This window comes from Clostridium sp. KLE 1755, from assembly GCF_000466465.2.
Classification (GTDB): domain Bacteria; phylum Bacillota; class Clostridia; order Lachnospirales; family Lachnospiraceae; genus Eisenbergiella; species Eisenbergiella porci.
Map to the genome: position 1 here is coordinate 86,253 of NZ_KE992779.1, position 16,111 is coordinate 102,363.

Sequence of the window (16,111 nt, forward strand, 5' to 3'; positions counted from 1 at the left end):
CAGGGCAATCCGCTCTCTACTTACAATTCTCCTTCCTGTATTCCACCGGCGTCATATTTTCCGAAGCCCTGAATACCTTGGAAAAGTAATTGGCATTGGAATAGCCGCAGCGCTCCGCGATCTCCGAAACCTTGATATGGGGATTGCAGAGAAGCTTTTTAGAAAGGTTCAGACGGTAGTCACTGATATACTGCTTTACGGTAACGCCGGTTTCCTTTCTAAACAGCACATTCAGATGTGCCGCCGAAAAATGCATATCCGCAGCGATATCCGTGACAGACAGCTCCGCTTCCCGGCAGTGCTGCTCTATATAGGTAATGGTATCACGCACCAGCCGGGAGTACTGTGTTTCCTTCTCCCTGTGGATGCCAAAGGCCTCCAGGAGCCTGTCAAACAGCTCCATCACTTCCGCCATTGAAGAGGCCTCCCGGATTTTCTGTTCCGCATCCTCCTCCGTATCAATACCCTCCACCGACAAAAGCAGCGCGTTCTTCTCCTGTATCAGAAGTCTGGCAAAGGCGCTCATCAGCATGACAATGTCCTCCTGCCGGTAGAAGCCCTCCCCGCATATTTTCTCCGCCAGCTCATGCAGCCAGGCGGTTACCTCTCCGGCGTCTTCCTTGAGGATTCTGTCAAACTCCGCATAGAGTCCCGGATTGAGCTTTTTCATCTCAGGAATGCCGTCTTCAATTTCAAATATCCGCCTTTCACTTTTAAAAAAGGACTGCTCTGCATTCAGAAGCGCAATTTCTGAGCTTGCCGCCACAGCCATCAGATTGTCGGTTTCAAAGCCTATGCCCAAACACAGGCCTTCCTTCAGTCCGGCCATCTCACGGCATTTTTCCCTGATTCGGCTTTGCTGAAAGGCACCGAAAGCGCCGAGGAACAGATATTTTCCCCGATCCAGCATGGTCAGTAGATAATCTATTCCCGTATCCTTCCAGAATTCGGCCGCTAAAGGCTCCAGTTCTCCGGCATTCTCCTCATTTTTGTTCCAGAGTACTGCGGTCAGATAGCCTGCTTTTTCCGGGAAACCGACCTCGCGGCAGAGCTTTTCGATCAGCGCTTTGTCCTTGGTTTTCAGCTTCAGCATGTTTAAAAGCCGCTGGCGTTCCAGTTTCTGCCACTGGCCCTCTTTTTTCTCAAAGAGCTCTTTTTCCCGGACAAACGTTACGGCCTTCTTCACCGCCTGCTCCACCTTATCCAGTTCAATCGGCTTTTCCACGAATTCCACCGCATCCAGGGAAATCGCCTTTTTCAGGTATTCGATTTCCATGTAACCGCTCATGAACAAAAGCTTGCTGTCAGGGCACTGGCGTATCAGCCGTTCCGCAAATTCCAGACCGTTAAGCTTCGGCATACGGATATCGGTCAGCACGATGTCCGGGCGGAACCAGCCCGATATCGTCAGCGCTTCCCGGCCGTCCTTCGCCTGCATAATCTCGTCAATCCCGTATTTTTCCCAGGGAATGGATTCAATCAGCCCTTCTCTTGCATAATCCTCATCATCCGCAATCAGTAATCTCACTGTGTTTCCCCCTCTCCCGTCTTTTTCCCGATTCTTATGCTGACGCAGGTTCCCACGCCCTGCGTGCTTTCATAGGTAATGCATTTGTCCATATTATAAAACAGGGTCAGCCGTGTCTCAATATTGCTGATGCCGTACTTGCTTCCCTTATGCTTCCGCTCGTTCTCCTGCCCTGTCGCCATGCCCACGCCGTCATCGGTTACGGACAGGAAGATTTCATCGTCCTCTTCCCAGCCGCTGATCAGGATGGTTCCCCGGCCGCTGCTTTTTTCCATGATTCCATGGACAATGGCATTTTCTATCAGGGGCTGCAGTGTAATTTTTGGGATAAGGAACCTGCGTATCTGGTCGTCCACATCGATCTCAAACAGGATTTTGCCCCGGAAGCGCTTCTGCTGGATGGCAATGTAGGCTTCACAAAGCTCGATTTCCAGCCCGATGGTGATGATATCCTGCCCCTTATTCAGTATCAGCTTGTAATACCGGGCCAGGGAAAGCACGGTTTCCCTGATATTATCCATCTCATTCCGGGAGGCCATCCAGTTGATCATATCCAGGGTGTTGTACAGAAAATGTGGGTTGATCTGGGACTGCAGCGCCATCAGCTCGGCCCCCTTCTTTTCCTGGCCCAGACGGTATTGCTCCTCTAAAAGCATGCGGATACGGCGGATCATATAATTGTAATTGCCAATCAGCTGGCCCACCTCGTCCTGTCCCTCTTTTTCATCCAGAGTTTCCAGTTTTCCTTCCCTTACCTTTGCAACCGTCGTGGACAGCTGCAGGATTCTGGCGCAGACCGAACGGGCGATCAGCCACACCGCCGCCAGAAGCGCTGCGCAGACAGCGGCAAAGAATATGACCGTCCACATCCCGGTTTCCCAGAAAATCCCCTCCACCGTATCTGAAGGCATTACCGCAAAAAGAATAAGCCCGCTGTCCCCGATTTCATCCCTTCTGGCATAATATTCCCTGCCGTCCGCCCGGACCTTTCCGCCCTCCTTAAGGCAGGCATTTTCCAGTTCATCAGAGGGTGCTATTTTTTCATACAGGGCTCTGTCGCTGACGGTCATCAGCTCCCCCTGGGCGGACTTGATATAATACACTTCTTTCTGTGGGGTATTCAAAAAGCTTTCCTTCAGCTTATCCGCATGGATATATACATGCATGCTTCCCAGGTTCTTGCTGAAATCCTCCAGATTGGTCACGGGGCGGATGAATATCAGGTACTGCCCGTTTTCCCCGTTCTTCTCCATTTCCCCGGTAAGCCATACCGGCCGGTAGCCGTTCTTTTCCATGAGCGCATGGATTTCCTGGCCGCGTTCACTGTCCCAGTCCCTCACATAGCCGGAAATGCTGTCGGCAAAGGGATAATCGCCGTCCAGATAAAAAAGGCAGGAATCATAATCCGTGCCGTAATATATGTTTTCAATCCAGTCCCAGGCCGACTGCAGCTGTACATACTGCTGGCTGAAGCCTTTGCTTTCCATGAGGTTCTTCAGATAATAATTCAGGTTTTCATTGCCGATAGCCATTCTTGTGATGCTTTCCACCCGCTCCAGACGCTCCTCCAGCATGGAACGGGTCTGCTCAAAACGCTGCCTGGCCAGAAATTCCTGATTGATTTCCGTGGATGCGTAAAGCTGCCGGTAGGATACCGCAAAGGCCGCCCCCATGGCTGCCAGACAGGCACAGGAAAACAGCAGGAACATTTTTATGGTAAGCGAAAGATCGCTGAATTTTCCCGGAAAGAAATGCTTACGTGGAATGCTTCCACTCCATTTCCAGCCGGACAGTCTATTCCGAAATGAAATATCCTTCATGATTCTGCCCTCCCGACGCGTGTTTTAATTACGCCAAAAGCCTTCCCGCGATCCGTCTGCCGGACCGCAGGAAGGCGGTGCCTGTCTTTAGTTTGCCGTTTTGCTGTAACTGTACGGTATCTTCCCAGTTACGATTTCTTTTCCTTGAATGCAGTAAGCTGCCGCTGCATTTCCTCTATATATTTCTGGATGCCGGCCTTATCCAGCTGTGCAAGCACGTTTTCATAATCCCCGTTTCTGTCCTGTGTTACACCGCAGAGCAGAGGTGTCATATACTGTGCCTTTACAGATTCCAAAGCCGCTGTTTCCGAAGAAAGTGAGGAAGCATCGAAGATAAATCCATCCAGAGGGCTGAATTCCTCCGGGGTAACCCGAGTTGCGTCCATCTGCTCCTGCCAGTAAGCGTTTTGGCTGGGAACCTCTTCCTCCATATAGCCGTCAACCAGCCCGGTCCAGGAGGGTTTTATATTTGCCGCATCGATTCCTGCCGTGGTAATTTTTCCTTCTTCCCTGCTATAGTTTTCACCTTCCACTCCCCACCTGAGCAAATCATAATAGTCCTGATCCGTATGGGCTTTTTCTATAAACTGCAGGGCCTTTACCGGCTCCTTGCATTTGGGGTTTATGGAAATACATGTGGAATTGGATACGGAAGGAAGGTATACGGGAGCTTTCCCGAAACCATAATCATACCAGCCCATTTCCCATTCCGGATTTGTTTTGCTGATTTCGTTCACGGTCGCCGTCAGTGACCATGCCGGGGAATTGGTGGTAGTCACCTTTTTGTCCGCCTTTACCAGTTCCGAAATCTTATTGCCTTCATTTGCGCTCGAAGCCAGAATATCGTGATCGATGATTCCGTCTTTGTACCATTTTTCCATATATTCCAGCATGGTTTTGTATTCCGGTGTTTGTGTCCTGTCTAACACCGTATAGGGATCGTCAATGGAAACCACCGTATAAGGAGTATTCATATAACTGTCAAGCTCCAGATATTTGCCTGCGGCCAGAATATTCCATACACAGGACCAGATGCGGCTGTCCATTACCACCGAGCTTTCCGGATATTCATCCTTTGCTTTATACATGTACTGTTCCATCGTTTCCAGGCTGTTGATTTCCGGAAGCCCCCAGCTCTTGCGGAGATCCTCCCGGTACATGAAGCCTTCATTCGCAGCTACGCTGTCCGTTGCTTTTCCAAACTGCGGAATCCCGTACAGCTTCCCTCCGATTTCACAGCTTTCCAGCGTCTTATCGGAAACCACGGAATAATGGGCCACCAGATCAGGCACTTCACTGAGCAGGGGCTTCAGATCGAGGAATGCATTTTTAGTCGCCATCACCTTATAATCTGAAAAATTGCCGCCCACATACAAATCGTATTCGCCGGAAGCGATGTTCAAATTGATTTTATTCTTTTCATCACCCCAGGGGATAAAATCAAACCGTACCTTAATTCCCAGATCCTTTACTGTAAGGGCATCCAGCTGCTCATAAAATGTATCCATGCCGGACGCCGGCTCATTTCCCATGGTAAATGCTTTTAAGGTAACAGCTTCACCGGATTCCTCCGCGGGCTGTTCCTGCTGCACTGTCTGTTCCGTACTGCCAGCATCTGCAGCGCTTTCACCGCCTGCCGTTCCTGCACCGCCTGACGTATCTGCCGTACCGCAGCCTGCCAGTGACGCCGCCAGAACTGCCGCCGTCCCCAAGGCTACCGCTTTTTTCCATACATTTTTCACCGTAATCATTCTTCTCTTCATACCCGAACCTCCTTTTTTATTATACATCAGGCCCATTCGGCCTGTCTGCATACCACTTGAAAAAATAGCTATACGTATTCCTGCCTCAGCATCAGCCCTTAACGCCGCCAATGGTAAGCCCTCCTACAAAATACCGCTGTACAAACGGATAAAACAGCAGCACCGGCCCAGTGGCTATAATTGCCGTCGCCAGCTTCATCGTCTCACCAGGCAGGGAAGCAACGCTGTCCACCAGCCCTTTCTCACTCATCATGGCGGACAGGTTCGCCATCATGGACTGCAGAAAATACTGCAGGGTATACAAATCCGTATTTTTGATATACAGATTGCAGCGGAACCACTCATTCCAGTAGCCAAGGGCCAGAAACAGGCCGATGGTAGCCACCGCAGGCTTTGCCAGCGGCATAATAACCTTATAATAGATTTTAAAATCACCGGCGCCGTCAATCCGCGCAGATTCCACCAAATCATGGGGAATGCTTTTCACGAAATTGCGAAACAGGAAGATATTGAACGGATTCATGACCGCCGGCAGGATCAATACCCAGATATTGTTGTTTAAATGCAGGATATTCACATTCACAAGATAGGAGGGAATCATTCCCGCTGAAAACAGGGTAGTGAAATAAATAAAAAAAGCAAATTTATTTCTGTGCTTAAAGTCCGGCCGGGATAGCACATACCCGCTTACAGAGGTCGTCAGCAGCCCGATTGCAGTTCCGGCCAGGGTAATGAAAATGGTCACAAGGTACGCCTGGGGAATGGAATTCCCCATATGAAAAACCGACCGGTAGGCGTCCAGGGTAAATTCCTGCGGCAGCAGGGAATAACCGTTGACCGCAATCGCAGATTCGCTGCTGAAGGAGCCTGCCAATATGAAAATAAACGGAGTCACGCAGGCCGCGGCCAGCAGGGAAATAAAAAGCATGCTCAGGCCATTGAAAACTGCCGCCTTCCAGCCGTGCCGGATATGTACATCGGCCTGTACCCGGCCGTCCATCGTTTTTCTTTTCTTTTTCATTTAAGTCTCCCCCTAAAACAACGCATTTTCCGGACTCACCTTATTCACAATCCGGTTAACCACCATGACCAGCACAAATCCGAATACTGACTGGTACAACCCCGCGGCCGCCCCCCGCCCCATGTTGAAATCCACCGCCAGGGAACGGTAAACATAGGTATCTATAATATCCGTTTTATCCAGCAGCAGGCCGTTGTTCCCCACAATCTGGTAAAACAGCTCAAAGGAGCCTTTGATAATCCCTCCCAGAGCCAGCATAATCAGCATGATCGCCGTAGGCTTCAGCAGCGGAAGGGTGATATAGCGGATTCTTTTCCAGTTGGACGCACCGTCCACATAGGCCGCCTCATAGATGCTTTCGTCAATTCCAAGAATGGCCGCCATATAGACCACGCTGCCATAGCCCAGCCCCTTCCACACCTGCACCGCCACGATTATGGCCGGCCACACCTGTGGATTCTGGTAAAAATCAAATTTTTCAAAGCCAAGGGCTGTAATGATATTATTCGCTATGCCGTATTTGTAGCTGAAAATGTTATAGACGATAACCCCTATGGTAACCATGGACACGAAATAGGGCATAAACATCAATGTCTGGGAAACCTTTACAAAATATTTTCTGTGTATCTCCTTCAGCAGCACGGCCACCGTTATCTGCGCCAGGTTGCCGATTAAAATAAAGGCCAGGTTATACAGTATCGTGTTTTTCGTCAGCTTCCAGATGATGGAATCCATGCCTCCTGAAAAAAGGAATTCAAAATTCCGGAATCCGCAGAACGGGCTTCTCAGCCCCTGCATGAAGTCATAATCCACAAATGCATAATAAAGGCCGGGCATGGGAAGGTAACAGAAAAGCAGGAAGAAAACCACCATGGGAATCAGCATAAAATAGTAGGTTTTATGACGGCGGAAATCATCAAAGGGCCTTTTCTTTTTTACTGCCGCCTGCATATTATTCTTTTTCATAAACTCTCCGATCCGTGCGTAAATACACACCTGCTGCTTTTTGAAACCGCTTTGCTTTCTTGCTTATATTCAGGATAGCGGATCCGGGCAGCGGAAAAAATATGACTTTTTGATTAAAAAGGGTAATTTTTGAATAACCGGTATGGCCCGGGCATGCGTCGAACGATCTTCAGACCAGGCTTTGTATGGAAGTTTTCCATCCCAGAGCTGTAATATGGAAAACTTCCACACAAAAAAAGACAACCTTATATGATTGTCTTTTTTGCATGTACTTATTAAATTTTACTTTGTTAATTGTCTGCTTTCTTTTCTTGCCTGGAATCCTGTTCCAAAATATTATTAACTAATTTTTCAAGTTCCTTACGATCAGGGAGATATAATTCGTATTTTGAAACAAACAAATTACTATCCATACCGTATGTTGCATACTCTACATTTGAAACAGTCGTTTCAATCTCATTAACCAACGGCTGAAGCATATCTGTCTGCTCTAAATCATGCATACTATATCCTTTCTGAATTTGTCAGACGTTGTCTGACAAATTGAATATTCCTTATTACTCATAACAATGCTCTTAAATAAATATTATATTTCAAATTGCACTAAAAAGAAATAACAGAATTATACGAATTAAATTGGAATAACTTATATAAGGAATTTTGCAATTCACTTAAACCCAGATAAACAGTCTCCTTTGCTTATCCGCAGACTTATTCCTTAACTCCCTGCGCAGGAATCCTCTTCCGTGTTATTCCTTACACCACTTTTTCCGCTCCACCATCCGTCCCATCAGGAAGGCAATTATCCCCACTCCAATCCCGGTCTGGACGCAGAATAAAAGACTTTCAACCTCGCCCGGGATTTCCCCGTTCAGGGCGGTTTCAAAGACAGGCGTGAACCAGGGCTCATATTCCCCGGCAATCTCCTCTATCTTCTGGCTCCCCGCGTCGTCGGAGCCGCCAAATTCCGCTCCCTTCCTGGCAAACAGCGGCACCACCACAATCAGTACCACCAGAACTATCAATATTATTGCTGTTTTTGCTTCTTTTTTCATGGCTATACCCCTTTCATACCGCAGGCAGGCCTGCAATACTGCATTAATAAGTAGTTTGAAATGAACTTTCAAACCTCTGCCTCCTGTACACCGCAGAAAAACCTGCGGTACCGAATCAATCTCTGCCTGTAACTGTCCGGTTTCCTCACAGCTGCCTCTGTTCTATCATTTACCGGCCTTCATAAAACCGATTGCCTTTAACTCCGGCTTCGCATAGTTTTCCAGCGCCATCATAATCAGCACGGTCAGCAGGCCTTCAACAACGGCCAGCGGCAGCTGGGTCGGCGCAAACACGCCGAGGAATTCCAGGGCGGACGCAAATACGCCTCCCTGCGTGCTGGGATATGCCAGCGCAAGCTGTATGCTCGTTACACAATAGGTAAAAAGATCCCCGAAGAAAGCGGCGAGGAAAATCCCGGCCATCCTGTTCACCCTACATTTTTTGCAGAGCAGATAAATTCCATAAGTAACGAACGGTCCTGCAATCGCCATGGAAAAGGTATTGGCTCCCAGCGTTGTCAGTCCCCCATGCGCAAGCAGAACCGCCTGGAACAGCAAAACAATAATGCCCAATATGCTGACGGTGCCGGGGCCGAAAAGGATTGCGCCCAGGCCGGTTCCCGTCATATGGGAACAGCTTCCTGTGACGGAAGGAATTTTAAGTGCGGACAGGACGAATATGTAAGCGCCCGCCATGGCCAGCATAGTGATTGCCTTTCTGTTTTCCTGAAACAGCCTGCGTATGGTAAAAAAACCTTTTACCAGGAACGGCAGGCAGACAACGCCCCAGGCGATGCAGTAGCCGGCCGGAAGGTAGCCCTCCATAATATGCATGGCATTGACCGTTGGGTATACTGCAAAGGCAACGGAAAATGCAATGCTCAGCTTCAGAATTTTCTTTTGTTTCTCTGTCATTCTTTTGAATCTCCTCTCTCATTTTTACAGGCGGCGATCCATTCCGCCGCCTGCTGTGTGGTAGACGGATATCCCTTTCGATCCGCCACCAGCCCATTTTTAAGCAACGCGTCCCAGACCTCCATAATGGATGGCTTTTTTAAATGGGCCCTTTCCATCATTTCCTTTTGGGCAAATATTTCAGCCGGCGTTCCGTCACCAATCAGTATTCCATCGCAAAAAACAAGAATCCTGTCTGCAAAACGCCATGCGAAATCCACATCATGTGTTGCAACCAGCAGAGTTTTTCCATCCTCATGAAGCTTACCCAGAATATCCTCCACCCTCTGCGCATTCATTGGATCCAACGCAGCCATCGGTTCGTCAAATATGAGCAGCTCAGGCTCCATCGCCAGAATATCTGCAATGCTGACCTGTTTCTTTTCCCCTCCGCTCAGATAATGCGGCGCACGCTGCTGCAGCTCTTCCAGGCCAAGATAGGAAACTGCAGCATCCACCCTGTGTATTACCTCACTGCGTTCCAGGCCCAGATTCATGGGCCCGAAGGAAATTTCCGCCCGTACATTCGCTGCGATAATCTGGCTGTCCGCATCCTGGAATACAAAACCTACTTTTTTGCGCAGCAGGTTCAGCTCTTTTTTCCCTATTTTGCTTCCGCAAAGAAGGATATCCCCGGAATCAGGCCTCAATACCCCGTTCAGATTCAGGAAAAAGGTGGATTTTCCCGCTCCGTTCGAACCCATAACCGCAATTCTCTCACCGCGCCTGATAATGAGATTCACATCTTTTAAAACCGGTTCCTCCCCGTAGGTAAAGGACAGTCCCTTTACCTGCAGCAATACTTCATTTTCCATATGCTCTCCTATACAATGACCGCGATACCCAAAAGGACAAGCAGGTAAAGCCCGGTAAAAACAAGCTGCCCTCCCGCAGGCGGATTTTCTTCCGATAAAAATTCCAGCTTCCCGTCATATCCTCTTGACAGCAGGGCATCGTAATAAGCATTCGCTTTTTTTAACGATACAAGAAACAGGTTCCCTGCTATCTGGGCAAAGCTTTTGCAGGACTGGCGGAAAGAATGGCAGCCCAGCCGCGCTTTCGCTGCGATCTGCATTTGCTCCGAGACATCTATCAGGATAAAAATATATCTGTATATCAGGTTCATCAATTCAACCAGCAGGCGCGGGAGGTGAAGCCTCTGAAGCACCAGAACCAGTTCGCTGACCGGCGTGGCAAGGGATATCATATATAAAGCGCTCATTCCGGCCATTGCCTTCAGGAACACCCTACCTGCCAGAATCAGGTTTTCCTGATAAAAGCATATCCAGAAAAAATGGGCCGGAAGATTCCAGTCTCCCAAAGGCGCACGGCCAAATTCCACGGCAATCGCCGCGCCGCTGAAAACCATAAAGGCAAGAGGCACCGTCATAAAATGTATGTAGGCCTTCCATGGTATTTTCCCTTTCATCAGCGTAAGCGCTCCCATGGTGAGTATCACGTAAATGGAAACCGCCGGCTTATCAAAGGCTATTACCAGGCAAAGCGTCATGACCGCAAGAAACATTTTCAGCCCTGCATTCCAGCAACGCATTCCTGAACGATATGCATAATAATCTATTTTCATCACGTATTCCCTGTATGTCCGCAATCCGGCCCGGCGCAAATGCATGAGCCGCCTGAATTACAGCCTCTTTTGAGCATAAAAAAACCTGCTTGTACACAATCGGACTGTGCGTACAAACAGGTAACAAAAATAAGGCCCTCAAAAGGGCTTATTTTATAAGTTCCTGTCCATCGCAGTCCCTATAAACACAAATAAAAAGGCAGGTCTTCTGACTTGCGCATCCTCACATTTTCTCGTCTTCCCATTTCCACAGTGACCGCCTTCCGGCTGAAAAAATGCTCCGCGTATACAGCGACGGGATCGTCCGGGATTCCCACCCGGTTCCCTATTATCCTGAACTGCGGCAAAAAACCGCATCAGGCACCTTTTTACTTCAAATTTCCATCAGTATATCATTCCTTGTAAAATTTAGCAATGACATTTTGAGATTACAGCCGCTCCGGGCAAAACCACTCCGGCACATCCCTCCTGAAATTATCAAACCACCGCAAAACATCCTTCACGTGTTTCACAGCATACGGAAGCTCATCCTTCTGCAAATAATATGCCCAGGGCACCATAATAACCGCGCCTACAGCCAGATAATAGGCAAGCAGCTTCCAAAATTGCAACGGAGGTTCCCCGCCAAAATATCCCCGGATCAGACCTGTAACAAAATACGGATGCACATCGGTAAGGCCTATGCTGCCAAACTCCTTCCAGGGATCCGCATAATTATCAAAATCAAGCAGCTCCCAGTCGATTACAGACACCTCACCCGCATCAGTTATCATCAGATTGCCAACATGGTAATCCCCATGCTGGAGGCACTGCGGTCTGCCGTTAAGCAAATGCCTGTTATTCTCCACAAAGGCAAGCAAAATATCGCTGCCGTCAATCCGGATCCCGCAATCCGAAAAAGCCTTTATCCGGCAGTCGTTTTCATTGAAATACCTTTTTTGCCAGGGTTCCAGTTCCGGCGCAGGTATCGTGTGGATAGTCCGCAGTATCTCCCCGGCTTTTATGCCGATACTATATTGCCTCGTTTCAGGCAGAAACGGCAAAAGCTTTTCCCCATTCCTTCCCTCACACCAGGTCAAAAGCTGATAAACGCATCTCCCGCCATCACAGCTTCCGAAAGCAGCGGGCCTGCACATGGGAATGCCAATGCTGTCGGCTTTCCGCATTCTATCAAACGCCGTTTTCTTCCGTTCATACTCCGTTCCAGCCGACAACCGCAGTAAAAAGTGCCCACCGTCTGAAGTCTCCACATGAAATTTTCTGTCACCCGACAGACCTTCCGTAACTGTTTCATAGCTTTTTATATCCAGCTTTTCCATCAGTTCCCTGCATATTTGCGTACCTGTATCTTCCTGCTCCTTTTCCGCCCATCCTGTATCCATCATTCCATCCCCCTCCTGCCGTTTCAGTCAATACCATACAGTGCACGAATGGCATTCCCAATCCGCCTGATCCCTTCCACAATCTTCTCCTCCTGCGTATTGGAAAAATTAATCCGCATCGTATTGGTTTTTCCGCTGTTGGGATAAAAGGAATCCCCCGGAACAAAGGCCACATCCTGCTCCAGGCATTTTTCAAGAAGCTTGGTCGTATTCACTTTTCCATCCAGCTCCACCCAGAGGAAAAGGCCGCCCTCCGGCTTCGTGTATTTGATATTGTCCGGGAAAAAACGCTCAATTGAATCCACTGCCGCGTCACGCCTTCTGTGGTATACCTCCCGTATTTTATCAATATGCTCATCAATATCATACTTTTCCAGGAAAGAAGAAATAACCATCTGCGCCACTGTATTACACTGCAGATCCACGCCCTGCTTCACCAGCACATATTTGCGGATCACCTCTTTTTCCCCTGCGATCCAGCCAATCCGATAGCCGGGGCAGAAAATTTTGGAAAAGGTTCCTGTACACAGCACATTCCCCTCTTTGTCAAAAGATTTTACAGAGGGCAGGAAATCTCCTTCATACCGTAGCTCCCCATAAGGATTGTCTTCAATGACCACAACGTTATATTTTGCCGAAAGCTCGGCAAGCTGACGCCTTCTTGCCAGGCTCCAGGTCCGTCCCGTAGGATTCTGGAAATCCGGGACAATGTATATCAGCTTCGCCCCCGGATTCTCCTCCAGGGCCTTTTCCAGCCGGGAGATTACCATCCCATCTTCATCCGTTTCCACCTCGGCAAATCTGCAGCCGTAAGCCCGGAAAGCGCTGATGGCCGCCAGATACGTGGGGCTTTCACACAAAACCACATCCCCTTCCTCCAGAAAAACCTTTCCGGTAAGATCCAGCGCCTGCTGTGACCCATGGGTAATCATTATATTGTCCTCGTCAAAAGACGTTCCCAGCCGGGAGTTCATCCGTTCCGCAATCCATCTGCGCAGCGGCTGGAAGCCTTCTGTGGTCGTATACTGAAGGGCCTGCTCTCCGCAGCAGTCCAGCACATAATCGTTGACCTCCTTGATTTCCTGAATGGGAAACAGCTCCGAGGCAGGCAGGCCTCCGGCAAAGGATATGACCTCCGGCCTTTCCGTCAGCTTCAGCAGCTCCCTGATTTCAGAAGCCCTGATATTGGATAATCTTCCTGCATATCTGTATTCCATAACAATCTCCTCCTGCCGTTTTCCGAAAACGGCACTTTTTTATATCACTGCCCCCGCAGTGGTTTTTCTTATAAAATAGGACTGATTTCACCGTCTGAAAATGCTCCGTCCTCTTTTTCCGATACCGTCAGCTTCCTGATAACCTCGCATAAAACCCTGATCCCCTCCGCAATTCTGTTCCTGGGAGGGAAGGTGTAGTTCAGCCGGATATAATTTCCCCCCTTCTGTCCCGGCAGATAGAAGGGCGTTCCCGGAAGGACGGCAACGCCGTTTTGCGCCGCCTGGGTGGCGAGCAGATCCGCAGGCAGCCCCTCCGGCAGCCTGCACCACAGGTAATAGCCCCCGTCCGGGTGATTCCAGGTGAGGCCCGGCGGCGCATAGGTTTTAAGCGCATCCATCATAATATCCCTTCCGTCCCTGTATTCCCGGCGGATCAGGGAGAGATATTTTTCCATTTCCCCACTGGCAATAAAGCGTTCCACAATCAGCTGGGAAATGCAGCTGGAATGCAGATCCATCAGCTGGCGGATATTGGACAGCCTGTAAATCAGCTTTTTATTCGCCCAGATCCAGCCCAGCCGAAGCCCGGGATAAACGGTCTTGGAAAAGGTGCTCAGGTATATGACATAACCGCTCTTATCCATGGATTTTAGCGGGGTCATTGTCTGTCCCTCATAGCACAGCTCACTGTAAGGATCATCCTCCAGCACCGGCACCCCGTATTTATTTATCAGCTCCAGGAAGCGGATGCGCTTGGAGGTGCTCATGGAAACGCCGCAGGGATTATGATAGGCCGGCATCGTGTAAATCAGCTTTGGCCGGTACCTGGTCAGCAGCTGCTCCAGCACATCCACATTCATCCCGTCCTCTTCCATGGGTATCGCCATCAGCCTCGCCCCCAGGGAGCGGAAGGCCTGGATCGCCGGAAAAAAGGAGGGTTCTTCAATAAACACGATATCCCCCGGGTTGATAAAGGCCCTCGCCACCAGATCGATACCCTGCTGCGCCCCGGAAACTATCATGATTTCCGAAGGCTGGCAGAAGCAGGAACGCTTCTGCATGTAAGAGCTCATCACCCTGCGGAAGGAGGAAAAGCCTGCCACAGGTGAAACAAGCATGCTGCTCTGCCTTTCAAGCAGCTCCTCCCCGATGCCTTCAAAGGCCTGTATGGGCGGATTCTCAAAAGAGGCAATGCCTGCCGCAAAGGAAATCACATCCTTTCTGTTTGCTATTTCCAGGTATTTATTCACATCGAAGCCGTCGCTGTTTTTCAGATAATCACTGAACAGGTGATCCCAGATGGGTTCTCCGGGATAAACTGCTTTCACCGGTTCCTCACCACACGCCCGGACGGCAATCGTTCCCCGTCCCACATGGGACGCCATCAGTCCGTCCGCCTTCAGCTCCTTGTAGGCGTTCAGCACCGTGGTGCGGTTTACGCCCAGCGCCTCCGCCAGCTGGCGTTCGGATGGGAACTGGTAGCCCTCCGGAATTTCCCCGGAGGTGATCTGCGCCCGGATTTGTTCCACGATCTGCTGGTAGAGCGGTAGTTTTTTTGATTTGTCTATCTGAAGCTTCATAGATATTCTCATCTGCCTTTATTTTTATTGGTTGGATCCAATTTTATTTTATACGTATAATTTTATTGGTTCAACATCCAATTTGGTTTATTTTTATACAGCCAATTTTAAAGGGGATTTTTTCTATGATTCTCTAAGATTACCCGATATTACAGCTTTTCCGCCATTCTACTTTTAGTCGGTAGCATTTTTAAGCCCCCTTTCGTATAATGAGGGAGCAGACAAAGGAGGGTACAATGGAACCGAAAGACATGGGAAACAAAATTAAAAATGCCCGTATGGCAAAAGGAATGACACAGAAGGAACTGGCCTCCCAAGTTCATGTTACGGACAAGGCCGTTTCCAAATGGGAACGCGGACTCTGCTTTCCTGATATGAGCAACCTGGAGCCGCTGGCCGACGCTCTGGGTATGAAAATGACAGAGCTTTTTATAGACAGCTCTGTAAACGAATCCGAAGAAGAAAAGGCGGAAACCTCTTTAAAAGAGGCGGTACAGCTTGTAAAGGCAAGGCAGAAGAAACAGCGACGTGACATTATTCTGGCATTTGTGGGCATGTTCCTGTTTGAGCTGCTGGCCTTTATGGCCATATGCTTTTTTTTAGTTACTGATCTTTTTGTGGAAAAAGACAAGGCAGAACGGATTGAAGATTATGAAACCTATATGGCAGTTCCCGATGCCCGCCATAATCCCTTTGCACCACATGGAAAGGTGGAATGGATTTTCCCCCGGTCGATCCCGGAGGGCGCCCATGTAAATGATTTCTATTATGAATATTATAATCCCTGGGATCCCAATTACGTCATCTATCTGGACGTCACCTATGACGAAGACGCCTATGAGAAGGAACGGGACCGAATTTCCACAAAATGCGGCATGCCTTTGGATCAGACACGGTATCAGGTATACGGGGCCGAGGGCTTCTACTACCCTGTTTTATCCGCTTCAGGAGATTCCTCAGGCATCCTGTATGCGCTGACCGATGAAAAGGCCCGCCGCATTATGTATGTGGAAATCGCTTTCTGCAACTATTTCTCCGATATTGACTATGAACCGATTATCCCTCCGGAAATTCTTCCCGTGGGCTTTGACGCCGGTAAAAATAACCCGACAAGGCGGAAATTCGTGGTGGAACAGGAAGGGCTGCGCATTTACAACGCAGCCCCTTCCTGACTTTTCCTATTTTACCAGTTCCCTTATCACCTCAGGCGCAATCTCCTGCTCCGGCAGGAATTCCTCCG

Annotated in this window: 14 protein-coding genes and 1 riboswitch; of the genes, 1 reads left to right on the plus strand and 13 read right to left on the minus strand. The window is 49.1% G+C overall.

Translation table 11 applies throughout. From position 1 onward, the window contains the following. Nucleotides 1–16: 16 nt before the first annotated feature. The 13 genes from HMPREF1548_RS27020 to pdxR all read right to left on the minus strand — a co-directional run bounded on the left by HMPREF1548_RS27020 (nt 17) and on the right by pdxR (nt 14,871). Complete coding sequence (locus tag HMPREF1548_RS27020) at nt 17–1,528, minus strand: response regulator (RefSeq protein ID WP_021640026.1); 1,512 nt, start codon at nt 1,526–1,528, stop codon at nt 17–19. Continuing rightward, entirely contained in the window at nt 1,525–3,348 is a 1,824-nt protein-coding gene (locus tag HMPREF1548_RS27025; protein WP_021640027.1) for a sensor histidine kinase, read from the minus strand. Before HMPREF1548_RS27025 ends, HMPREF1548_RS27020 begins: the two co-directional genes overlap by 4 nt. A gap of 128 nt (nt 3,349–3,476) precedes the next feature. Next, the gene (locus HMPREF1548_RS27030; protein ID WP_180998345.1) at nt 3,477–5,111 is read right to left on the minus strand and encodes a DUF3502 domain-containing protein; all 1,635 of its coding nucleotides are present in this window, start codon (nt 5,109–5,111) and stop codon (nt 3,477–3,479) included. A 91-nt stretch (nt 5,112–5,202) separates the two neighbouring features. Beyond that, a complete protein-coding gene (locus HMPREF1548_RS27035; protein WP_021640029.1) occupies nt 5,203–6,132 on the minus strand; it encodes a carbohydrate ABC transporter permease in 930 nt (309 codons plus the stop codon). 12 nt (nt 6,133–6,144) lie between these two features. Next, entirely contained in the window at nt 6,145–7,098 is a 954-nt protein-coding gene (locus HMPREF1548_RS27040; RefSeq protein WP_021640030.1) for an ABC transporter permease, read from the minus strand. Between the two features lie 290 nt (nt 7,099–7,388). Then, the gene (locus HMPREF1548_RS27045) at nt 7,389–7,601 is read right to left on the minus strand and encodes a hypothetical protein (RefSeq protein WP_021640032.1); all 213 of its coding nucleotides are present in this window, start codon (nt 7,599–7,601) and stop codon (nt 7,389–7,391) included. Between the two features lie 246 nt (nt 7,602–7,847). Next, entirely contained in the window at nt 7,848–8,153 is a 306-nt protein-coding gene (locus tag HMPREF1548_RS27050) for an energy-coupling factor ABC transporter substrate-binding protein (protein ID WP_035324267.1), read from the minus strand. Nucleotides 8,154–8,318: 165 nt separating this feature from the next. Then, a complete protein-coding gene (locus HMPREF1548_RS27055) occupies nt 8,319–9,068 on the minus strand; it encodes an energy-coupling factor ABC transporter permease (RefSeq protein ID WP_021640034.1) in 750 nt (249 codons plus the stop codon). Then, nucleotides 9,065–9,922: an energy-coupling factor ABC transporter ATP-binding protein gene (locus HMPREF1548_RS27060; protein ID WP_021640035.1), complete on the minus strand. Its 858-nt coding sequence runs from the start codon at nt 9,920–9,922 to the stop codon at nt 9,065–9,067. Before HMPREF1548_RS27060 ends, HMPREF1548_RS27055 begins: the two co-directional genes overlap by 4 nt. An 8-nt stretch (nt 9,923–9,930) precedes the next feature. Then, entirely contained in the window at nt 9,931–10,692 is a 762-nt protein-coding gene (gene cbiQ, locus HMPREF1548_RS27065) for a cobalt ECF transporter T component CbiQ (protein WP_021640036.1), read from the minus strand. 181 nt (nt 10,693–10,873) lie between these two features. Next, nucleotides 10,874–11,068, minus strand: a riboswitch (cobalamin riboswitch). A 52-nt stretch (nt 11,069–11,120) separates the two neighbouring features. Next, complete coding sequence (locus HMPREF1548_RS27070) at nt 11,121–12,077, minus strand: phosphotransferase family protein (protein ID WP_021640037.1); 957 nt, start codon at nt 12,075–12,077, stop codon at nt 11,121–11,123. Nucleotides 12,078–12,097: 20 nt separating this feature from the next. After that, nucleotides 12,098–13,291: an aminotransferase-like domain-containing protein gene (locus HMPREF1548_RS27075; protein WP_021640038.1), complete on the minus strand. Its 1,194-nt coding sequence runs from the start codon at nt 13,289–13,291 to the stop codon at nt 12,098–12,100. 68 nt (nt 13,292–13,359) lie between these two features. Next, entirely contained in the window at nt 13,360–14,871 is a 1,512-nt protein-coding gene (gene pdxR / locus HMPREF1548_RS27080) for a MocR-like pyridoxine biosynthesis transcription factor PdxR (protein WP_021640039.1), read from the minus strand. Between the two features lie 236 nt (nt 14,872–15,107). Here pdxR and HMPREF1548_RS27085 point away from each other — a divergent pair, with 236 nt between their 5' ends. After that, entirely contained in the window at nt 15,108–16,043 is a 936-nt protein-coding gene (locus tag HMPREF1548_RS27085) for a helix-turn-helix domain-containing protein (protein ID WP_051358493.1), read from the plus strand. Nucleotides 16,044–16,111 lie beyond the last annotated feature (68 nt).